This window comes from Prauserella shujinwangii (genome assembly GCF_003001955.1).
Taxonomy (GTDB): domain Bacteria; phylum Actinomycetota; class Actinomycetes; order Mycobacteriales; family Pseudonocardiaceae; genus Qaidamihabitans; species Qaidamihabitans shujinwangii.
Window position 1 is genome coordinate 509826 of sequence record NZ_PVNH01000005.1, and the last position, 21038, is coordinate 530863.

Consider the following 21038-nt stretch of genomic DNA (forward strand, 5'->3'; position numbering starts at 1 on the left):
ACATTGCCGAGTCCGACTCGCCGTTTATCGCACGGCGGTGAGCAGTATGTCTGGTTCGTCTGCGTAGCACCGGAGTATCGAAACCGCCGCCGTTCGGCCGAGCGGCCGGGAGACCGGCGCCGGGTGGCGCAACCGCACCACGAGGTTCGTCTCGAACAACGGCTTCAGCACAAGTTCGCCGCCCTCGACGCGGACGGCCGAAGCGCGGACCACCGTCGCGGCGAGCATGCCGACGGTGAACAGCAACGAGTAGCCGGGCAGGACGACGAGTATCGTGTCCACCACCGGGCCGAGATCGAGGAGCAGGAACAGCAGCGCCTCGATGAGCGTCACCACGGCGAAGACCACGAGCAGGGGTACCTGTGCCCGCGCGTAACCGACCGCCGTGACCCCGGGTGGAGTGGTGCGACGACGCCGGAACACGAACGGGCCGATGCACGCGAGCATGCGAGCCTCGTTGCGCAGCAGGTGTCCCAGTGCGACCAACACGATCCCCCCAGGCCGGTCCTCCTGATGTGTTGCCGAGTCTACGGGGAAGGGGAGGCATGACCGCGGTGGCGAAAGACGCGGACACGCGGGAGACCGGCCGCTCCGGCGAGGCGGGGCCGGGGTCCTCGCGCGGCTTCCTGGCGCGGCGCGACGGGGCGGCCTGGCTGGTCGCGGGCCTCGCGCTGGTGCTCGGCGGCGTGTTCGTCGGCTTCGACCTCGCCTACAACCAGGGCAAGTTGATCGCCCCGCTCGACGACGTCTACATCCACCTGCGGTACGGCTCCCAGATCGGCAGGGGGCAGTTCTTCGAGTTCCACCCGGGTGATCCGGTGAGCACGGGCGCGAGCAGCCTGCTCTACGCGTTCGTGCTCGGCGCGGGTCACCTCGTCGGCTTCCGTGGCGATCTCCTGCTGCCCTTCGCCGTCGTGCTCGGCATCGGGTGCCTCGCCGGGACCACGGCCGTCGTGTACCGGCTCGGCCGCACGTTCGCGAGCCGCACGGTGGGCGTCTGGGCCGGGATCCTCGTCGCCGTCAGCGGGCCGTTGCTGTGGGGCGCGGCGAGCGGGATGGAGGTCGGGCTCACCGCCCTGCTGCTCACCGGCACCGTGCTGGCCTTCGTGCGGGAGCGGCCGTTGGCCCGGTTCCGGGTCACCCCGGTGCTCGGCGCGCTGCTGGCGCTGGTCCGGCCGGAGGGTCTCGTGGTCGCCGTCCTGATCGCGGGCGCGATGCTGTGGACGGTGCTGCGCGAGCGGCGGCGCGTGGGGGCCGCGGCGTGGAGCCTGCTCCCGGTGGCCGCCGGAGCCGGGCAGTACGCCTTCTACCTGCTCGCCACGGGAACGGCGACCGCGAACGGCGTGCGGGCGAAGTCGCACCTGCACGACCGCCCGCAGTTCTTCCTCGGCGAGTTCGTCGACCGCACGGTCGCGAACGTGCGCGGGTTCGTCGACGCGCTGGCGGGGCTCAACGAGCAGGACTTCGCGTTCCCCGGGCTGCTGTTGCTCGCCGTGGGCGGCCTCGGCCACCTGCTGGTGACCCGGCGGGAGTGGCGGCCGCTGCTGGTGGCACTGAGCCTCGGCCTGGCAGGCGTGCTCGTGGCCGCCGCCACGCTGTCCACCGCGCTCATCCACGAGCTGCGTTACCTCCAGCCGTTCCTCCCGCTGTTCGTGTTGTTCGCGGTCTGCGGGGTGCACGCGCTCACCCGCCTGCTGGCCGGGGCACGGGCCCGGCGGGCCGCACTGCACACCGTGCTCGTCGTCGCGCTGCTGTTCTCGCTGCTCGCGCTGCCCGCGTGGGCGGTGAAGCTGGGCAGGCAGGCCGCCACCATCCGGGACACGGACGTGTCCGTCGGCGCGTGGGTCAGCGGCAACCTGCCGCCCGATGCCGTGGTCGGTGTGAAGGACGTCGGCGCGGTGGCCTACTTCGGCGGCCGCCGGACGGTCGACCTGATCGGCCTGACCACCAACGGCCTCGCGGAACCCGCCAACAACGGCACGGGGGCGCTCTACGAGGCGCTGCGCCGGCTCCCGGAGGCCGACCGGCCGGACTACTTCGCCGTCTACGAGGAACGCCCTGGCCCGCCGATGCAGCCGCTGTTCGACGCGGGCCTGTTCGGCGAGGGTCCGCTGATCACGTTCCACGTGCGCACGCCACCCGCGCTCGACGGCTTCAGCATCGTGCCGTTCCGGGAGCTGCACGTCTTCCGTGCCGACTGGCGGCTCGCCGGCACCGGCGACGCGCCGCCCCCTGGTGTCACCGGGGAGATCAAGGACTATCTGAACACGGGGGACCTCGCGGGCGAGGAAGCCCACGGCTGGACGGCGCGGATGGCGCAACCCGGCCTGCAACCGGACACGGTGCTGCGCAGGCAGGGCGACGTGGTCGACAGCGGACGCGTCATCGTGGGCGGCGAGCGGTTCACCGCCGGCGGGCTCACCCCTGGCGAACCGCTGACCATCCACGCGCGCACGCTGGCGCCCGGGGTCGAGCGGGAGGTCCGGGTCCGGGTCGACGGCACCGACGTGGGCACCTGGCGGTTCCACCGGAGCGAGGAGTGGCGGCACCGTGCGTTCACCGTGCCCGGCGATGCCGTCACAGGTGAGTCGGTGACCGTCGAGCTCGAACCGGTCCGCCCGCTGCTGAGCCCGTACCCCGAGTACACGTCGTTCGGGTACTGGTTCAGCCAGCCCAGGTGACCTCGTGCGGGAGGAACGTCGGGAGAACCACGTTCCTCACGCACGAGCCGTCAGAGGGGCAGCTTGCGGAAGATCGGTCGCGGCACGTGCCGCAGTGCCGACATCACGAACCGGAACGCGGGCGGAGCCCACACCAGGTCCTTGCCCTTGCGCACCGCGTCGACGGCGATGTCGGCGACCTGCTCGGGCGCTTGCTCCAGCGGTGCCTTGCCCATGCCCTCGGTCATCTTCGTCTTCACCTGGCCGGGCCGGACCACCGTCACCGTGCCGCCGTGCGGGCGCAGCGCCTCACCGAGCCCCAGGTAGAAGCCGTCGAAACCGGCCTTCGTGGACCCGTAGACGAAGTTCGAGCGGCGGACGCGTTCCCCGGCCACGGAGGACAGCGCGATCACCGCGCCGTGCCCCTGCCTCTTCAGCTTCTCCGCCAGCGCCACGCCCACCGACACGGCGGCGGTGTAGTTCACGGTGGCCAGCTCCACGGCCTTGGCGTGGTCCTGCCACGCCTCCTCGGCGTCGCCGAGCAGGCCGAACGCGACCACGCTGACGTCGATGTCGCCGTCGGCGAAGCACTTGTCCAGCACGGCGGGATGCGAAGCGGTGTCCGTGGCATCGAACTCCACTGTGGACACCGAAGCGCCCGCGGACCGGAGCCGCTCGGCCGCGGCGTCGAGCCGCGACGAGGGCCGGGCGGCGAGCACCACCCGCAGCGGGCGTGCGGTGAGGTACTTCTCGGCGATCGCCAGCGCGATGTCCGAGGTGCCGCCGAGCAGCAGCAGCGACTGGGGGTTGCCGACCGCGTCGATCACAGTTCGAGCCTCCTGGCCATGTCGGACTTGAAAACACCGTCGGGGTCGACGGACTGCCGGATCTTGCGCCACTCGTCGAGCCGCGGGTACATCCGGGCGAACTCGGCGGGGCCGGTGCGCGAGTCCTTCGCCGTGTAGAGCCTGCCGCCCATCGCGAGCACGGCCTCGTCGAGCTCGCGGCAGAACCGGCCCAACCCCTCCTTGATGGGGAAGTCGACGCAGATGTTCCAGCCCGGCATCGGGAACGACAGCGGGGCACGGTTGCCCTCGCCGAACCGCTTGAACACGTTGAGGAACGACACGTGCCCCGACTCGGCGATGCGCCGCACGATGCGCCTGAACTCGTCCTCGGCGGCGAACGGGACGATGAACTGGTACTGCAGGAAGCCCTTCGGGCCGTACGCGCGGTTCCACTCACCGAAGAGGTCGAGCGGGTGGTAGAACTGCGTGAGGTTCTGGATCACGCCGCGCGCCCGCTTCGGCGTCTTGCGGTAGTACAGCTCCCCGATCGCGCTGAACGTGAGCTTGTTGGCGAGCCCGTTCGGGAAGACGTCCGGCAGCGTGGCGAGCTGCGGCGCGTCGACCTTGAGCGGGTTCGCGCGCAGCTTCGGGGGCAGGTCCTCGAGCTTCGCGAGCGAGCCCCGGCCGAACGCGGCCCGGCCGAGGTTGCGGCCGGTCGAGATCGAGTCGAACCACGCGGAGGAGTAGTCGTACCGGTCGTCGGAGCCGTCGCTGAACAGCGCGATCGTCTCGTCCAGGTCCGCGGTCCGGTCCAGGTCGGCGACGAAGTACGCGGTCTCGGTGTGCGTCATCGCGATCGTGGCCCGCAGGATGATGCCGGTGAGGCCGTTGCCGCCGACCGTGGCCCAGAACAGGTCGGCCTCCGGGCCGTCCGGGGTGAGCGTGTGGACGGTGCCGTCGGCGGTCAGCAGCTCCATCGAGACGACGTGGTTGCCGAAGCTGCCCGCGGTGTGGTGGTTCTTGCCGTGGATGTCGGAGCCGATGGCGCCCCCGACCGTGACCTGCCGGGTGCCGGGCAGCACCGGCACCCACAGCCCGTGCGGCAGGGCGGCCCGCATCAGCGCGTCGAGGCTGACGCCCGCGTCCACGTCGACGTGGCCGGAGTCCGGGTCGATGGCGTGGATGCGGTCGAGAGCCGTCATGTCGACGACGAGGCCACCCGCGTTCTGCGCGGGGTCGCCGTAGGACCGGCCGAGCCCGCGGGCGATCACACCGCGCTCGCCCGCCTCGACGACGGCCTTCGCGATGACCTCGGGGTCGCGCGTGCGCAGCACGGTCGCGACCGTCGGGGCCGTGCGGGCCCAGCCGGTGAGGGTCCGCCGTTCGAGATGGGGATCGGGAGTCACATCGCTCACCCGGAACAGGGTAACCACATCGAGATGTGGCCCGGCGGTGACCGCTTCTCCACATTTCCTAGACTCACTCGCGGAATCCGTCCCCGGTCGGTGAGGAACAGCAGTGGTGGCGACAGACCCGCAGGCGAGCCCGGCCGCCCGACCGCCCAGTCCGGGCCTGCTCGCCCAGCTCGTCCGGTTCGTGCTCATCGGCGGTTTCTGCGCGCTGGTCGACTTCGGCATCTACTCGGCGTTGCTGCAGGTCGGCACGTGGGTGCACCTGGCGAAGGCGATCAGTTTCATCGCCGGTACCACGACCGCGTATTTCCTTAACCGGCGTTTCACTTTCGCGGCCGCGCGGAATGGCGGGGCCGGGCAGCTCGGCGGATTCATGCTGCTTTACACGGTGACGTTCTTCGTCAACGTGGGGACGAATGCGCTCGCGCTGCACCTTGTGCCGGACTTCCGGTGGCGGGTCGTGCTCGCGTGGGTCATCGCGCAGGGCACCGCGACCATGATCAATTTCGTGATGCTGAAGTGGGTCGTGTTCCGCGAGACGCGTGCCTGACGTCCGTGTCACGACCTCCTAATCGCCCTGTACCTTCTGGGCATCCCGCTTGATTCTTCCCTCGGAGGACTGAGTTCACATGCCCGGCAAACCAGCACCGGCCACCGCTCGGCAGGCACAGGCGAACGGGAAGACCGCGGGCAGTGAGCCAGCAGGACAGGCACTCTTCGCCGAGCGCGCGCCGCACTCGGCGCTGCTGGCGCAGCGCGGCCTCTTCGCCGGGCCGTCCGGGCTGGTCAGCAAGGACCTCTACGCGGAGGTGCTCGGCGGCGCGGTGACCCGTGAGCGCGAGCGCATCACCCTGGAACCGGCCGCGCGGGTGTCGGGCAACACGTACTTCGGCCGGTTCCCCGCGGCCTACTGGCAGCGGTGGACACACGTCGACGCGGTCACCGTGACCGCCACCGTGACCGGATCGGGCAGGCTCGCGCTGCGGGCGTCCGATCCGGACGGTGTACCGAGGACGGTCACCGTGCACGACGCGCGCGAAGCCGACGGAGCCGAGGTGGCCCTCACGGCGCCGATCGACAAGTTCCTCGACGGTGGCGCGCTGTGGCTGGACCTGGAGACGGAGGCCGGGCAGCGGCTCGCGGTGTCGGACGTCCGGTGGACGGTCGAGCCGCCCGACCGCATCCGCCCGACCGCGGTGACCATCTGCACGATGAACCGGGCCGACGACTGTCTCGGCAACCTGAAGGCGCTCGCCGACTCGCTGCCCGCGCTGGAGACGCTCGACGCGATCTACGTGGCGGACCAGGGCACCGACACCGTCGACTCGCGGGAGGGTTTCGCCGAGGTCGCCGAGCGGCTCGGCGACCGGCTGCACTACCTCAAGCAGCCCAACCTCGGGGGCGCGGGCGGGTTCACCCGCGGGCTGTACGAGGTCGCGGGGAACACGCGGACCGAGCACGCGAACGTGCTGTTCATGGACGACGACGTGCTGCTGGAGCCGGACCTGGTGATCCGGCTGACGGCGTTCTCCAACCGGGTGGTGCACCCGGTGATCGTCGGCGGTCAGATGCTGAACCTGCTGCACCCCGACCAGCTGCACGTGGGCGCCGAGTACGCGCACCTCAACGCGCTGGAGCCGGGCAAGCCGGTGCCGCACAGCCTGTCCACCGCCGACCTGCTCGGCGTCGACGAGGAGACGGGCAAGCCGAACCGGCAGGAGCGCAGGGTCGACGCGGAGTACAACGGCTGGTGGTCCTGCCTGATCCCGTACGAGGTGGTCAGGGAGATCGGCTACCCGCTGCCGTTCTTCTTCCAGTGGGACGACGCCGAGTACAGCTACCGGGCGCGCAAGCACGGCTTCCCGACCGTGACGCTGCCCGGCGCGGGGGTGTGGCACGCCGACTTCCACTGGAAGGACTGGGACGAGTGGCACCGGTACTTCAACCTGCGCAACTCGATCATCACCGCGGCGTTGCACAGCCCGTTCGACCTGAACCTGCTGACGAGGGTGCTGCTGGCGCAGGTCGTGCGTTACCTGCTGGGGATGCAGTACGGGCTCACGGCCACCCTGATCAAGGCGGTGGAGGACTTCCTGGAGGGTCCGGAGATCCTGCACGACGGCGGGGCCGCGGCGATGCGGGAGATCCGGGAGATCCGCACGCGGTACCCGGAGACCAAGCGGCACCCGGCCACCGACGTGCCGGGGATCGCCACGGCGGACCTGACGATCCACAACACGGCGCCCCGGCCGTTCCTGCAGCGGTTCTACCTGGCCAAGACGATCGTCGACCGGATCGCGGGCAGGCACAAGCACGCTCTCGGCATGATCCCGCACGACGACTCGACCTGGTGGCACGTGTCGCAGTTCGCGACCGCCGTGGTGACCGATGCCTCGCAGGAGGGTGTGCGCGTGCGCCGGTACGACCGGCAGCTGATGTTCGACCTCGCCAAGCGCGCGGCCAGGGTGCTGAACCGGCTGCGCAAGGAGGGGCGTGCCGTGCAGGCGCAGTACCACCGGGCGATGCCGCAGCTCACCAGCAGGGAGAACTGGACGCGCCTGTACGGCCTCTGAGCTCTCGGCCCGGCGCGTCAGCGCAGGCCGAACGTCCGGTCGCGGCGCTGCAGGTCGTCGACGTACGCGACGGCGACGTGAGCGAAGTTCACGTTGACGGCGTAGCCGTCCTTCGTGCGGATGGTCTCCACGGACCCGTGGTCGAGCATCCAGTGCAGTCGCTTGACGAGCTGGGCGTTCTCCTCGGTGGCGTCCGGTGGCAGCTGGAACAGCACCGGCTCGCCGCCGGAGGTCAGGTGCAGTACGAGTGTGGGCTTCTCATCGGCCATGGACTCAGCTCAGCAGCCGGGGGAGTGGGCGGCAACCGGGTTCGCTGAGGGCTGATGCGGCGGACTCGCGGCGGCGAAACGGCCGTGCTGCTAACGTGCACCTCCGGATATTCCAGGTCATCCGGGGGGATTGGCGATGCCGCACTCGTTCTCGCTGTCGCTGGCTGCCGTGGACATACTGCTGGAGCACACCCGGCTCGGCCGGGCGCCGTTCCCCTTCGAGGTGCCGCACATCGGCACCACCCACGAACAGCGAGCGCAGGTCAGGGACGCCGTCTTCCGGGATCTCGAGGGTCGCGGCATGATGCGCGGCGGCAGGCTGGACGGGGACACCGAGCTGGCGCTGGAGACGTTCACCCGCGCGCCGGTCGCGATCACGGCGGCCGCCCAGCTGGAGAAGTCGAACCGGCTGTTCGCCCGCGCCGGCTCGGACGGACAGTTCGCGATCCTCGTCCGGCAGCACGGCAACCTGCTGGTGTTCGAGGAGACGCGGCCGACCGCGCTCGTCGCGTCGATCGTCGACCTGCTCCCGCTGACGCCGGCCGCGGGCGGCCAGTCGGTCACGGTCGCGAAGCCCGCCCCCCGCAAGCCGCGGCGTGCCGCGGACGACGGCGGCTACGATCCGTTCGGCGATGTCTCGGCGCCCCGATCGTCCGCGGGACCGCAGCACCGGGCCGTCGAACGCATCTTCGAGAAGCCGAAGAAGGGGATCGGGCAGTTCACGGCGTTCGTCCAGGGCCGCGACGGCAAGCCGGTCCACCTGAGCCCGATCGCCTGGTTCGACACCGACGACGGGCGGTACTTCTGCACGTCACGGGCCGCGGAGGACGGGCAGGAGTGGATCACCTACGCGCCCGCCGACAACGCCCGGATCGCCCAGCAGCTGTACTCGCAGCTCGAGGGCTACCTGTAGGAACCGTGCCGCCGCCTCCCACGTCGAAGCTGGTGGCGGAGTGAGTGAAAGAGCCATTGCGGGCAGTGGCCAGTCGGTAAACTGCCCACCGCACACACAGGCGAGGATGTGGGGTAGCGATGCCGTTCGTACCTGATTCGGGTTCCGCCATCGGGGCGGGTATCGGGGCCGCGATGCCCGCGATGAGTGCCAAGGCTCTTCAGGCCACATCGGCCGAGACACAGAAGCTGATCGCCGCGGCAGAGTCGGGGGGCTTCCGAATCAGCGAGGAAGGCCTGCGGCCACTCCGGGAAGCGCTGTTGCGAATGAGAACACAAGTAAACGACCTCAGGCAGTCCGCGATGTTCGACCTCAGCCAGGCTCCGAAGCTTGGCAGTCATGACTACGGCGAGGCTGTGGCACAGCATGACCAGAAGGGCGCATCGGGTTCGGCTGGTTCAGCGAGCGCTGTCCTGGAACAGTTCACACGGGTGCTGATGGACGCGGACGAAGCTCTGGCGAAGGCTGCGGGGGTCTATCGGGAGTCCGAGAACACGGCAGCGGACAACATCGGCTCGGTGCAGGCCTGATCGATGAGGAAGTCAACTCGTGCACTGCTTCTCCCGCTAGCAGTCGCCGCGCTGGCGGTGGCCGCTTGCTCCAACAGCGAGTCGGGCATGGCGAAGCCGAAGGGCAGTACGGACTCGCCCACGCAACCGAGTTCTTCGGCGGCTACGGAAACCCCCGTCGGGTCGGGCCGGGCACTTTCCGATGAGCTGACTGCCTGCTCCTTGCTCAACCAGCAGGAGCTCGCACAGTTCGGAGAGTTCCGGGGCGGTCAGAAACCTTCGACGTCGAGTGCCTCCGACGCGTGCCAGTGGAGTGGTGGCGACGTGTCGAATGTCGTCACCGTGGGGGTGGCTATCCGGGATGCACAGAGTGTCGACGAGGTGAGCCCGATCGAAGGTGGCGGCGCACCCACGACGGGTCAACTCGCCGGGCGCCGAGCCGTGCAGGCTTCCGCGCCGACGGGCTGCCTGCTCGCCCTCTCGGTCGGAGACAGTTCGCGCGTGGACGTGGTGATCAGCGGGGAGACCGAGGAACCCGACTATTGCCAGCTCGTAGGCCAAGTGGCCGACATCGTCGAGCCAAAGCTTCCTGAGGGGTAACGCAATGAATGACGCCGACCAGGCTCCGCCAAGGGAGCTGACCGACCAGCAGATCGCCGACTTGCCTCCGGCCGAGCGTGAGGAGTACTTCCGGGAACGAGCGGCCGCGGGGATCGATGACGGTGGCCTTTTCGGTTGGATCAACCGTATGCGCGCAAACATCGAAGGCGGTGTGCAGGCTCAACAGTACGGCGACCAACGCGTGCAGGAACTCTCTTCGGGCGAGGTGCAATACGTCGAAGGTCTCCGGCCGTCGAACGCCGACTACAACGGCCACGACCATTCGGTCATTTCCTCGTACGTGCGGGATATCGATCCAGCGCAGGTTACGGGCGTTTCCAACGCCTACCACGATCTGCATCAGGCGTTCCGTGAGTTTGCGGACCAGCTGAAGGACGCCGTCGACAAGTCGCAGCACGAGTGGGAAGGCGAGGCTGCGGAGAGCGCCCGGGGCTACTTCTCGAGTCTCAGCCAGTGGGCCGAGGCCAACTCGCAGAACGCGCAGCTCGCCTCCGAGACCATCTACCAGCAGGCCGAGGCGGCCTCGTCGGCGAAGAACTCGATGCCCGAGCCGATTCCCTTCAGCTGGGACTCGGAGATGAAGAAGTGGGGCAGTGATCCCTTCAACTTCGCGGGCAACATCGCGCAGACCATCGAGACCTACCACGCGAGCCAGGAGGCGCACGCCCAGGCCGCGCAGGTGATGGCCCAGTACGACGGCCACCTGTACGAGGCCGCGTCGAAGCAGCCCGCGTTCGCCGAGCCGCCGAAGTTCGGCAGCGGAAGTGGCGAGAGCGGCTCGGTCGGTTCGGTCCCCGGCAACGGCGGCACCGACGCGTCCGGTTTCGTCGGCGGCGGCGTGCCCGGCGGTGGGGCGCCGGCCGGCGGCTCGGTCGCGGGCGGGTCCGTCTCCGGTGGCGTTTCGGGTGGCGGCGGGTCGAGCCTGGGCGGAGCGGGCGTGGCCCCACCGCTGGCCGCGGGGCGGGGCACCGGCGCCGTGCTGCCCGGCGGATCCGGTACGCGGCCCGCGGGCTTCCGCAACCCCAGCTTCAGCGTGCCCAGGAGCAGGCCGAACAGCGGCAACTCCGGTCTCGGTGAGATGGGTCCGATGCCCATCGGCGGCATGCCACCCGGTGGCCCCGGGGGTGGGGGCGGCGACTACGGCGGCCGGGTCGGCCGGGGCGTCGCCGGATTCGGTCCCGGTGGTGGCGGCGCGGCAGGCGGTGCGGGCGCACCTGGCGCCGGTACCGGTTCCGGCGCGGCGGCGAAGCCCGGTGCGCTCGGTCCCACCGCGCCCGGCGGTGCCGGTGCGGCGGCGGCCGCGGGCCGTGGCGGCATGGGCGCAGCGGGCATGGGCGGCGCGGGACGTGGCGGCCAGGGCGAGGAGGACAAGGAACACCAGCGGCCCACGTTCCTTGTGGAGGGTGACCCGGACGAGGTCTTCGGCACCGACGAGCGCACGGCGCCGCCCGTCATCGGAGAGTGACGACCGGCGGGCGACGAGCCTCCACCGTGTGACTTGACCTCCAGTGCGGTCGAGGTGCTGGGCTGGTGCCATGACCACTGCAGCCGTTCGAGAGCCCGCTCCCGAGACCGACGACTGGGGTATCGACGCCGTCGACGTCGATGCCTACCTGCGGCGCATCGGCCACCCGCGCGTCGAGCCGTCCGCCGAGGCCCTGCGCTCACTGCACGAGGCACACGTCCGCACGATCCCCTTCGAGAACGTCGACGTGCTCCTCGGTGACCATCCGGGCATCGGCACCGACGCGCTCATGCGCAAGCTCGTCCACCGCAGGCGGGGCGGCTACTGCTTCGAGCACGCGTCATTGTTCGCCGCCGTACTGGAACGCCTCGGGTTCACCGTCCAGCGGCGGATGGCCCGCGTCCAGCCGCACCGCTCCGGCCCGCAGACCCACATGATGCTCGCCGTGCACGCCGACGGCGAGGACTACCTGGCGGACGTGGGCTTCGGCAGCGGGATCCTGCGGCCGATGCCGCTGCGTGACGGCGCCACCGCCGATCAGGGCGGCTGGGAGCACCGGATCGCGCGCACCGCCGACGGGTGGATGCTCACCAAGCGCACCGCCGAGGGATGGGAGCCGCAGCACACCTCGGACGAGTCGTCCCGCAGGCCGATCGATTACCAGGTCGCGCACCACTACACGTCGACCCATCCGGACTCGCCGTTCTTCGGCAGGCTCGTCGTCATCCGGTTGACTCCCGGCACCCTGCGCAGGCTCGTCGACCGTGAGCTGCACATCGAGCATTCGGACGGCAGCACCGAGCGCATCCCGGTGCCCCCGGAACGGCTCGGCGAGACCCTGCGTGACCTGGACGTCGACCTCACCGCCGACGAACTCGACCGTCTGCTCGCCGCGCTGGCCGAACGGGAACGGCAGCGGGATCAGAACCGGTAGAACCGTTCCCGCCTGCCCTGCCGCACGAGCCGCAGCCAGCGCAGGAACGCCTTGGGGTCGCGTTTGACGCCGACGAAGTACAGGCCGAAGCGCAGCACCTCGAGCGCGCCGATCTTGCGCATGCCCGGCTGCGACAGCAGGTAGCCGCGGTTGCGGTAGGTGTAGTACCGCTTGACCTCGTTCTCCGGGTCCTGCGCGTGGAACCGGCCGCCCAGCATCGGCTTGAACTCGTCGGAGCCGTTCGGGTGCAGGTACGCCGTCTTCAGCGACGTGCCGAACGGCAGCCCGGACCGGACCAGCCTGCGGTGCAGTTCGACCTCGTCTCCCCGGAAGAACAGCCGCAGGTCGGGCACCCCGGTCACCTCGAGCGTGGACGCCCGGAACAGCGCTCCGTTCATGAGGGAGGCGATGCCGGGCAGGAAGTCGGTGCCGAGCTCGGCGGACGAACGCTTCCACGTCAGGCCCCGGCGGAGGGGGAACGCCAGCCGGTCGGGGTCGTCGATGTTGGCGACCACGGGGGACACCTCGGCGAGCCCGCGCGAGCGGGCCTCGCCGAGCAGGACCTCCAGCACGTGCTCGTCGGCGGGCCGCCCGTCGTCGTCGGCGAGCCACACCCACTCCGCGCCGAGCGCCAGGGCGTGCAGCATGCCCAGCGCGAAGCCGCCCGCCCCGCCGAGGTTGCGGTGCGACGGCAGGTAGGTGGTGGGCAGCTCGACCGACTCGACGACGTCCCGCGCCGGCTGGTCGGGTCCGTTGTCGACCACGACGAGGTGGTCGACAGGGCGCGTCTGCGCGGCGATGACCTTCAGCGAGTCGGCGAGCAGGTCGCGCCGGTGCCGGGTGACCACCACGGCGGCCACGGAGTCCTCGCCGAGCGGGGCGCGCTCCTCGCCCATGTCATTCGCCGCCCTTGCTGGCCGACACGGGTTTCTCCACGCCGAGCCGGGCGGCGGTCTGCGGGCTGATGTTCTCGTAGGGGTCCTTGCCCTTGTAGGCCTTCAGCACCTCGCGCAGCGAGCCGTGCATCTTCATCCGGCCCTCGTCCATCCACACCGCGCTGGTGCACAGCTCCAGCAGCAGGTCATCCTGGTGCGAGGCGAAGACCAGCAGGCCGGACCGCTTCACGAGGTCGACGAGCCGGTCCCGCGCCTTGTTGAGGAACCGGGCGTCGACGGCGCCGATGCCCTCGTCGAGCAGCAGGATCTCCGGGTCGATCGACGTCACCACGCCGAGCGCCAGCCGCACCCGCATACCGGTGGAGTACGTGCGCAGCGGCATCGAGAGGTAGTCGCCGAGCTCGGTGAACTCCGCGATGTCGTCGACCCGCTTCTCCATCTGCTTGCGGGTCATGCCGAGGTAGAGGCCACGGACCATGATGTTCTCGTAGCCGGAGATCTCCTGGTCCATGCCGACGCCGAGGTCGAACACGGGCGCCACGCGGCCGTCGATCAGGGCCGTGCCGCGGGTGGGCTCGTAGATGCCGGACAGTAGCCGCAGCAGCGTGGACTTGCCCGCGCCGTTGTGCCCCACCAGGCCCACCCGGTCGCCGCTGCGCACGGAGAGCGTGATGTCGTGCAGTGCCTCGATCACCGGCACCTTGCTCTCCGTGCCGATCCTGCCGCCGACCTTGCCGAGCACCTTCTTCTTCAGCGAACGGCTCTTGGCGTCGAAGATCGGGAAGTCGACGTAGGCGTTGCGCACTTCAATGCTGGTCATCAGTTCTCACACCCAGTAGGACACGCGGGACCGGTAGTTGCGCATGACGACCAGCGCCAGGATCCAGCCGACCAGCGCGATGCCGGCGGAGATCACCCAGTGGTGCCAGCTCTGCTCGTTGCCGATCAACGGCGCGCGCACCAGTTGCAGGAGGTGGTACAGCGGGTTCAGCTCCACGACCAGGTCGCGCCAGCCCGCCGACTCGCCGAACCTGTTCTGCAGGATGTCGGTGGTCCACACGATCGGCGTCATGAAGAACATCAGGTTGATGAGGCTCGTGATGACCTGCGGGATGTCGCGGAACCGGGTGGACACGATGCCGAACAGCAGGATCACCCAGCCCGCGTTGACCGCGAGCAGGAGGAAGCCGGGGATGGCCAGCAGCGCGCTCCAGCCGAGGCCGGGCTGCGGCACGCCGTTGTCCGTGAGCACGTAGCCCGACTTCGTCAGGCTGCCCCAGAAGACCGCCAGCACGATGACGTAGATGATCATGTTGTGGGCGAACATGATCGACTGCCGCCACAGCGTGCGCAGCACGTAGACCGACAGTGGCGCGGGCAGGTGCTTGATCAGCCCCTCGTTCCGGATGAACGTGTCGGTGCCCTCGGTCAGGTTGCCCAGGATGAACTGCCAGACGATGAAGCCGGTCGTGATGTAGGGCAGGAAGGTGCCGATCGGCGCGCCGAACAGCTGCGAGTAGAGCAGCCCGAGGCCGAGCGCGGTGACGCCCATGCTCATGGTGATCCACAGCGGCCCCAGGACCGAGCGGCGGTAGCGCTGCTTGATGTCCTGCCAGCCGAGGTGGCTCCACAGCTCGCGTTGCGTCACGCCGTCACGGATGTCGGCGAACGCGCGGTTCCACGAACGGCGGTCCGGTACTGGCTTCTCTGCCGCGACGGACTCTCCCGCGGCCGGAACGGTGCTTGTGGCGTGCACGGGAACGAGGGTACTGGCGGCCGATCGCGGCGTTTCCCCGCATCCGGTTAACCGGTCCGGCCACCGGGCGGCACATACCCGTTCGTCCCGCAACCTCGCGAAACATCCGATTCGCCGGTCCTTTCGTCGGGGTCGGCGGCCCCCGGACCTCGCTACCATGCCGTCATGACGCACCCGGGAAGCGACGGTCGCAGGCTCTACTACCTCGTGGCGACCGCCGGGTGCCCGAACTACGGGGACGAGCTCATCGCGGCGGGCTGGCTGCGGCAGCTCGCGCGGACCGACCCGGAGGCCGACGTGTGGGTCGACACGCAGGCACCGGGCCCCGCGGCCGTGCTGCTCGGCGGGGAACACCCGCGCGTGCGGTTCACCGACACGCTGTGGCGGCTGTGCTGGGAGGCACCCTCCGACGAGCCGTGGCGGGTCTCCGCGTGGGTGCAGGACGCGGTGCACCACCCCGGCCTCGCGCCACGCTGGATCCACGGCATCGAGCTGCTGCGCAGGGCCGACGTCGTCCACGTGATCGGTGGCGGCTACGTCAGCGGGGTGTGGCCACGGCACACGGGCCTGCTCGCGGGGGTGGTCGCGGCCGCACGTCTGTCCGGGGCGCGCACCGCGATGACCGGGCAGGGGCTGTGCCCCGTCGCCGACGGGGCCGCCGAGCTGCTGCGGGCGCTGGCCGCGCGGTTCGACGTCGTGGACGTGCGGGACGAGCCGACGGCCGAGCTGCTCGGCGTGCCCGCGAGCGTCGACGACGCGTTCCTCGTCATCGGCCCCGAGCTCTACAGCGACCACCTCGGGGACGACCGGGACGTCCCCGAGGTGATGGTCTGCCTGCAGTCCGACCTCGCCGAGGTGGGCACGCAGCGGGTGGCGTCCGCCACGCTCGCCATGCTGCGCCGCTGGCAGGTGCCGCCCGACCGGGTGTGCTTCGCCGAGTGCATTCCCCGGGTGGACCGGGAGGTCTACACGCTGCTGGAGCCCGAGCTGCCGGGGGCGCGGTTCCTGCCGTTCGTCGACGTGTGGCGGAGCGGCCTGCCGGTGTCGCCACTGCAGACCTGGATCTCGACCCGCTTCCACCCGCACCTGGTGGCCGCCGCGGGTGGCGCGCCGGGAGTGGCCATGTCGGTGCGGCCGGACTTCTACGACACCAAGCACCGCTCCCTCATCGAGCAGGGCTCCGGCTGGACGCTGCTGGACGTCACGGACGGCACCGTGCCGGAGCGGCCCGGCACGGGCGGCTTCGACGAGGGCGCGCTGGAGAAGTTCCAGCGCGCCAAGCTCAGGCTCGCCGAGGAGATCTACGCGCCCCGCGACTGACCGGTCCCCGGCGTTTCCGGGGCGCTCAGAGGTACTGGCCCGTGCTGCCGATGCCGTGCCCGTGCCCGCCCTGCTCACCGGCGGTGGCGCCGGGCGGCAGGCCCCGCCGCATGTGTTCCAGCTGCACCCTGGCGGCCATCTGCTGTGCGAACAGCGCGGTCTGGATGCCGTGGAAGAGGCCTTCCAGCCAGCCGACGAGCTGCGCCTGCGCGATCCGGAGCTCCGCGTCCGACGGCGTGGTGTCCGCGGTGAACGGTGCCACCAGCCGTTCGAGCTCGTCCTGCAGCTCCGGGGCCAGCGCCTGCTCCAGCTCCTTGATGGACGTCTCGTGGATCTCGCGCAAACGGTTGCGGCTGGCGTCGTCGAGCGGAGCGGCCCTGACCTCCTCGAGGAGCTGCTTGATCATGGTGCCGATCCGCATCACCTTCGCCGGCTCTTCGACCATGTCGCCGACCGACTCGTTCTTCTCACCCTCCGCGCCCGGCGCGATACGTGCCGTGCCGACCGGAGAGCCGTCCGGTCCGACTACCACCACGTGGTGTGATTCTTCACCGCTGTGGTTACCGGCTGTATCGGAATTGGGGGAATTCGGCTCGGTCATGTGCTCCATCCTGGCCTATTCGAGAGCTCTCTCGCAGCGCCGGTGTAGTCCGTCTCCGCGTTCGACGGCACATTCCGACCCAGCGTAGCGGGAACGGTCGCTCGGTGTGTTCACCAGGCCAACCCCGAGCGCACAGCGGATCTACCGCTCCGTACGGTGTCCGCATGGCATTCGACGTCGCTCGGATTCGTGGGTTGTTTCCCGCGCTGGGTGACGGCTGGATTCACTTCGACGGTGCCGCCGGAATGCTCGTACCCGAACAGGTCGCGTCGGCCGTTTCCACGGCGATGCGCGCCCCGGTCTCCGGGCCGGGCGGAGCCTTTCCGGCGTCGCAGCGCGCGGAGAGCATCGTGGCCGCCGCCCGCCGCGCAGTGGCCGACCTGGTCGGCGGTGAGCCCGAGGGCGTCGTGCTCGGGCCGAGCGCCTCCGTGCTGCTGAGCCGCCTGGTGGACGCCATGTCCGATCGCTGGACGCTCGGCGACGAGGTCGTGGTCTCCCGGCTGGACGAGCCCGCCAACATCGCGCCGTGGCAGCGGGCCGCCAAGCGGGTCGGGGCGAACGTCCGTTGGGGCGAGATCGACATCGAGACGTGCGAGCTGCCCGCCTGGCAGTACGAGAGCCTGGTCTCCGCCCGCACCAAGGCGGTGGCCATCACCTGCGCGTCCGGTTCGGTGGGCACGAGGCCGGACGTGCCGACGGTCGTCGAGTTCGCCAAGCGGGTCGGCGCGACGGTGGTGGTCGACGCCACCTACGCGGCGCCGTTCGTGCCGCTGGACATCAACGCGCTGGGTGCCGACGTCGTGGTGGTGTCGGCGCAGGCGTGGGGCGGTCCGGCGGTGGGCGCACTGGTGTTCCGGGAGCCGGAGCTGCTGGAGCGGCTGCCGTCCGCTTCCCTGGAGCCGAACGTACGGGGCCCGGCGCGGCTCGAACTCGGCCCGCACGCGTACCCGCTGCTCGCGGGGCTCATCGCGTCGATCGACTACCTCGCGGGCCTCGACGACGCGGCGTCCGGGTCGCGCAGGGAGCGCCTGGTGACCTCGCTGGGGTCGGCGAAGTCGTACCACGCCGGCCTGCTCGCGCAGCTGTCCACCGAGCTGCGGGCGCTGCCGAACGTGATGGTGATCGGGGACGCCATGCGGCGCATTCCCGCTCTCGCGTTCGCCATCGCCGATCGCAAGGCTCCCGAGGTCGCGGAGTACCTGGCGGCGCAGGGCCTGTGCGCTTTCGCGGACGAGGGCACGAGCGGGGTGTTCGCGTCGCTCGGGGTCGGTGAGGTCGGCGGGGCGGTCCGCATCGGCCTCGCCCACTACTCGAATGTGTTCGAGGTCAACCAGCTCGTGCGGGTCCTCGAAGAGTTCAGCTGACGGCCAGCAGCACCTTGCCGAACACGCCGCCCTCCTCGAGCCTGCGGTGCGCGTCGGCCGCCTTGCCGAGTGAGACGACCTGGTCGATCACCGGCCGCACGGATCCGCGTTCCACGAGCGGCCACAGCTGCTCGCGCACGGCGGCCACGATCTCGCCCTTTTCCTCGACCGGCCGCCCGCGCAGTCCGGTGGCGGCGATGCTGGCGCGCTTGGTGAGCAGCTTGCCGATGTTCAGCTCGCCCTTGACGCCGCCCTGCATGCCGATCACGACCAGCCTGCCGCCGGTGGCGAGCGCGTCGACGTTCTTGCCGAGGTACTTGGCGCCCATGTTGTCGAGGATGACGTCGGCGCCACCCGCCTCCTTGCGCAGCTCCGCGACGAAGTCCTGCTCGCGGTAGTTGATCACGATGTCGGCGCCGAGCTGGCGGCAGCGTTCGAGCCGGTCGCCGGTGCCCGCGGTGACGGCCACCGTGGCGCCGAGGGCCTTGCCGACCTGGATGGCGTGCGTGCCGATGCCGCCGGCGCCACCGTGGACGAGCAGGACATCGCCCTCCCCGAGGCCTGCGTGCATGACGACGTTCGACCACACCGTGCAGGCCACCTCGGGCAACCCGGCCGCGGCGAGCAGCTTGACCTCGCCCGGTACCGGCAGCAGCTGCACGGCCGGCACCGCGACCTTCTCCGCGTAGCCGCCGCCCGCGAGCAGCGCGCACACCTCGTCGCCGACCTGCCAGCCCGTCACGCCCTCGCCGAGTTCGGCGATGGTGCCCGAGCACTCGAGCCCGAGGATCTCGCTGGCACCGGGCGGCGGAGGGTAGTGCCCCTGCCGCTGCAGCAGGTCGGCCCTGTTCACCGCGCTGGCGGCGACGTCGAGGAGTACTTCACCGGGGCCGGGAACGGGATCGGGGACTTCGGTCCACTCGAGGTTCTCCGGACCGCCGGGTTCGCGGATCATGATCGCGCGCATAGGTGCGACTGTATGCCACGGCGCAAGACCGGCCAGCGTGGAATCCTACGAACGGACCTTGACCAGGCCGGGCGAAACGAACAAAGGTGACTCCCCTCTCTCTCACGAAGGGGAACATGCCTATGTCATCCGTCAGACGGAAGCTCGTGCCCGCCGTGGCGATCGCGGCGTGCACCGGTTTGCTGCTGTCCGGAGGGCCGGCCACCGCCGCGCCGCCGGACGCGGGCGACAAGCTCGCCCGCAAACTGGTCAAGAAGGTCGATGTCGGCAAGGTCAACCGCCATCTCATCGCGTTCCAGCGGATCGCGGACTCCAGCGGTGGCGACCGTGCCGCGAGCACCGAGGGCTACAACCGTTCTGCCGAGTACGTCGCGGGCAAGCTGGAGGCCGCCGGCTTCGACGTGACGCGCCAGGAATTCCCGTTCACCTACACCGAGACGCTGGCCGAGCGCCTCACGGTCGGCGGCGGCGACGTGCCGATCATCATCATGCGGTACAGCCCGTCCACCCCCGAGGGCGGAATCACCGCGCCGCTGGCCGTCATCGAGCCCGACAGCACGCCCGGCTGCGAGGCCGCCGACTTCGGTGACGTGACCGGCCAGATCGCGCTCATCCAGCGCGGGGCCTGCACGTTCGCGCAGAAGCAGCAGTCGGCCGCCGAGGCCGGCGCGGTCGGCGCGGTGATCTACAACAGCGTCGAGGGCGACCTCAACGGCACGCTCGGCGACCCGGACGCGGGTGTGATCCCCACCGGCGGCATCTCGAAGGCCGCGGGCGAGCAGCTGGCCACGCAGGACGGCGCCGAGGTGACGTTGGAGCTGCGGGCGTTCGAGGAGGAGCGCACCACCTACAACGTCATCGCGGAGACCAAGACGGGCCGCAAGGACAACGTCGTGATGGCAGGCGCGCACCTCGACAGCGTCACCGAGGGACCGGGCATCAACGACAACGGCACCGGCTCGGCCGCGCTGCTGGAGACCGCGGTGCAGCTCGGCGGCAGCCCCAAGGTCAACAACGCGGTGCGGTTCGCGTGGTGGGGCGCGGAGGAGTTCGGGCTGGTCGGCTCGACCCACTACGTCAACTCGCTGTCGTTCGAGCAGCAGCTCGACATCGCGCTGTACCTGAACTTCGACATGATCGGCTCGCCGAACGCCGGCTACTTCGTCTACGACGGGGACGACTCCGACGGCGTCGGCGCCGGTGCGGGCCCGTACGGCTCGGCGCAGATCGAGCAGCGGTTCATCGACTTCCTCGAGAACCGCGCGGGCGTGCCCACCGAGGGCACCGACTTCACCGGTCGCTCCGACTACGGCGAGTTCATCGCGGTCGGTATCCCCGCCGGTGGCCTGTTCACCGGCGCTGAGGGCGTGAAGACCGAGGAGCAGGCCGCGAAGTGGGGCGGCGAGGCCGGGATCTCGTACGACCCGTGCTACCACGCGGCGTGCGACACGCTCGGCAACGTCGACCGGGTGGCGCTGGACCGCAACGGTGACGCGATGGCGTGGGTGACCGCGCAGTACGCGATGAGCACCGAGGAGATCAACGGCGTCGCGCCGAACGCGAAGAAGAACAAGGCCGCGGTGGCGAAGCAGCGTGCCGCCGCGCAGCGGGCGATGACCGCCCACGCCGCCGAGCACTCGCACCACGAAGCCGCCTGACGCGCGGCGAGCGTGAACCCAATGTGGCATTCGGTGCGTTGACCGCACCGAATGCCACATTGGGTGCGGCTGAGATTCGAAGTATCCGAGGCACACACGCGCCTGGGTGCGGACCCGTCTGCCCGACGGTTCCGCACCCAGGTCTTTTTCGAGGTTGTCCAGTTGTCAGCGGTCGCCCGCCTACCGGGTCGGCGATGAGCGCTGGGGCACGATCGCCGAGGCCGCGCCGAGCCAGGCTCGAGACGCCGGTGGCGCCAGAGGGCGCCGGAAAACCCGCGCTGCTCACAATCGCG

The 21038-nt window shown here is 70.3% G+C and carries 20 protein-coding genes; 11 read left to right on the plus strand and 9 right to left on the minus strand.

From position 1 onward, the window contains the following. Positions 1–24 precede the first annotated feature (24 nt). On the minus strand, positions 25–489 hold the full coding sequence (locus B0I33_RS15180) for a hypothetical protein (RefSeq protein ID WP_106179382.1): 465 nt from the start codon (positions 487–489) through the stop codon (positions 25–27). A gap of 56 nt (positions 490–545) precedes the next feature. On the opposite strand from B0I33_RS15180, the gene B0I33_RS15185 reads away from it, so the two are divergent. Next, entirely contained in the window at positions 546–2681 is a 2136-nt protein-coding gene (locus B0I33_RS15185) for a hypothetical protein (protein ID WP_106179383.1), read from the plus strand. 50 nt (positions 2682–2731) lie between these two features. Here the strand turns inward: B0I33_RS15185 and dprE2 are convergent, their stop codons facing one another. Next, the gene (dprE2, locus tag B0I33_RS15190) at positions 2732–3487 is read right to left on the minus strand and encodes a decaprenylphospho-beta-D-erythro-pentofuranosid-2-ulose 2-reductase (RefSeq protein ID WP_106179384.1); all 756 of its coding nucleotides are present in this window, start codon (positions 3485–3487) and stop codon (positions 2732–2734) included. Then, positions 3484–4863, minus strand: a complete 1380-nt coding sequence (gene dprE1, locus B0I33_RS15195) for a decaprenylphosphoryl-beta-D-ribose oxidase (protein WP_425440478.1) — start codon at positions 4861–4863, stop codon at positions 3484–3486. The genes dprE2 and dprE1 overlap by 4 nt, the downstream gene beginning before the upstream one ends. A 103-nt stretch (positions 4864–4966) precedes the next feature. Between dprE1 and B0I33_RS15200 the strand changes: the two genes are divergently transcribed. Together B0I33_RS15200 and B0I33_RS15205 are read left to right on the plus strand one after the other, a co-directional pair. Beyond that, positions 4967–5410 (plus strand): GtrA family protein, encoded by a 444-nt coding sequence (locus B0I33_RS15200; RefSeq protein WP_106179386.1) that lies wholly within the window; start codon positions 4967–4969, stop codon positions 5408–5410. A 79-nt stretch (positions 5411–5489) separates the two neighbouring features. After that, entirely contained in the window at positions 5490–7433 is a 1944-nt protein-coding gene (locus B0I33_RS15205; protein WP_106179387.1) for a glycosyltransferase, read from the plus strand. A 17-nt stretch (positions 7434–7450) separates the two neighbouring features. Here B0I33_RS15205 and B0I33_RS15210 read toward each other — a convergent pair whose 3' ends face one another. Beyond that, positions 7451–7702 carry a hypothetical protein gene (locus B0I33_RS15210; RefSeq protein ID WP_106179388.1) on the minus strand — a complete coding sequence of 84 codons (252 nt, stop codon included), beginning with the start codon at positions 7700–7702 and terminating at the stop codon, positions 7451–7453. A gap of 136 nt (positions 7703–7838) precedes the next feature. Here B0I33_RS15210 and B0I33_RS15215 point away from each other — a divergent pair, with 136 nt between their 5' ends. The 5 genes from B0I33_RS15215 to B0I33_RS15235 all read left to right on the plus strand — a co-directional run bounded on the left by B0I33_RS15215 (position 7839) and on the right by B0I33_RS15235 (position 12183). After that, positions 7839–8615, plus strand: a complete 777-nt coding sequence (locus tag B0I33_RS15215; RefSeq protein ID WP_106179389.1) for an ESX secretion-associated protein EspG — start codon at positions 7839–7841, stop codon at positions 8613–8615. Between the two features lie 119 nt (positions 8616–8734). Next, positions 8735–9184: a hypothetical protein gene (locus tag B0I33_RS15220; protein WP_106179390.1), complete on the plus strand. Its 450-nt coding sequence runs from the start codon at positions 8735–8737 to the stop codon at positions 9182–9184. Between the two features lie 3 nt (positions 9185–9187). After that, complete coding sequence (locus B0I33_RS15225; RefSeq protein WP_106179391.1) at positions 9188–9763, plus strand: DUF3558 family protein; 576 nt, start codon at positions 9188–9190, stop codon at positions 9761–9763. Between the two features lie 226 nt (positions 9764–9989). Continuing rightward, the gene (locus B0I33_RS15230) at positions 9990–11249 is read left to right on the plus strand and encodes a WXG100 family type VII secretion target (protein WP_245900694.1); all 1260 of its coding nucleotides are present in this window, start codon (positions 9990–9992) and stop codon (positions 11247–11249) included. 70 nt (positions 11250–11319) lie between these two features. Continuing rightward, positions 11320–12183, plus strand: a complete 864-nt coding sequence (locus B0I33_RS15235) for an arylamine N-acetyltransferase family protein (protein WP_106179393.1) — start codon at positions 11320–11322, stop codon at positions 12181–12183. Here the strand turns inward: B0I33_RS15235 and glfT1 are convergent. The 3 genes from glfT1 to wzm are packed head-to-tail and all read right to left on the minus strand — an operon-like array spanning position 12171 to position 14835. Further along, entirely contained in the window at positions 12171–13079 is a 909-nt protein-coding gene (glfT1, locus tag B0I33_RS15240; RefSeq protein WP_106179394.1) for a galactofuranosyltransferase GlfT1, read from the minus strand. The two genes, B0I33_RS15235 and glfT1, sit on opposite strands and share 13 nt — an antisense overlap. Before the next feature lies 1 nt (position 13080). Then, positions 13081–13899 (minus strand): galactan export ABC transporter ATP-binding subunit Wzt/RfbE, encoded by an 819-nt coding sequence (gene wzt / locus B0I33_RS15245; protein ID WP_106179395.1) that lies wholly within the window; start codon positions 13897–13899, stop codon positions 13081–13083. Positions 13900–13905: 6 nt separating this feature from the next. Beyond that, positions 13906–14835: a galactan export ABC transporter permease subunit Wzm/RfbD gene (gene wzm / locus B0I33_RS15250; RefSeq protein WP_425440479.1), complete on the minus strand. Its 930-nt coding sequence runs from the start codon at positions 14833–14835 to the stop codon at positions 13906–13908. A 165-nt stretch (positions 14836–15000) separates the two neighbouring features. On the opposite strand from wzm, the gene B0I33_RS15255 reads away from it, so the two are divergent. Continuing rightward, the gene (locus B0I33_RS15255) at positions 15001–16155 is read left to right on the plus strand and encodes a polysaccharide pyruvyl transferase family protein (protein WP_106179397.1); all 1155 of its coding nucleotides are present in this window, start codon (positions 15001–15003) and stop codon (positions 16153–16155) included. Positions 16156–16180: 25 nt separating this feature from the next. Here B0I33_RS15255 and B0I33_RS15260 read toward each other — a convergent pair whose 3' ends face one another. Continuing rightward, positions 16181–16756, minus strand: coding sequence for a bacterial proteasome activator family protein (locus tag B0I33_RS15260; RefSeq protein ID WP_106179398.1), 576 nt, complete (start codon positions 16754–16756; stop codon positions 16181–16183). 164 nt (positions 16757–16920) lie between these two features. On the opposite strand from B0I33_RS15260, the gene B0I33_RS15265 reads away from it, so the two are divergent. After that, the gene (locus B0I33_RS15265) at positions 16921–18120 is read left to right on the plus strand and encodes a cysteine desulfurase-like protein (protein ID WP_106179399.1); all 1200 of its coding nucleotides are present in this window, start codon (positions 16921–16923) and stop codon (positions 18118–18120) included. On the opposite strand, the gene B0I33_RS15270 is transcribed toward B0I33_RS15265, so the two are convergent. Next, positions 18113–19087, minus strand: a complete 975-nt coding sequence (locus B0I33_RS15270; RefSeq protein ID WP_106179400.1) for an NAD(P)H-quinone oxidoreductase — start codon at positions 19085–19087, stop codon at positions 18113–18115. The two genes, B0I33_RS15265 and B0I33_RS15270, sit on opposite strands and share 8 nt — an antisense overlap. Positions 19088–19209: 122 nt before the next feature. On the opposite strand from B0I33_RS15270, the gene B0I33_RS15275 reads away from it, so the two are divergent. Continuing rightward, positions 19210–20745: a M28 family metallopeptidase gene (locus B0I33_RS15275; protein ID WP_106179401.1), complete on the plus strand. Its 1536-nt coding sequence runs from the start codon at positions 19210–19212 to the stop codon at positions 20743–20745. The last annotated feature ends 293 nt before the right edge of the window (positions 20746–21038 follow it).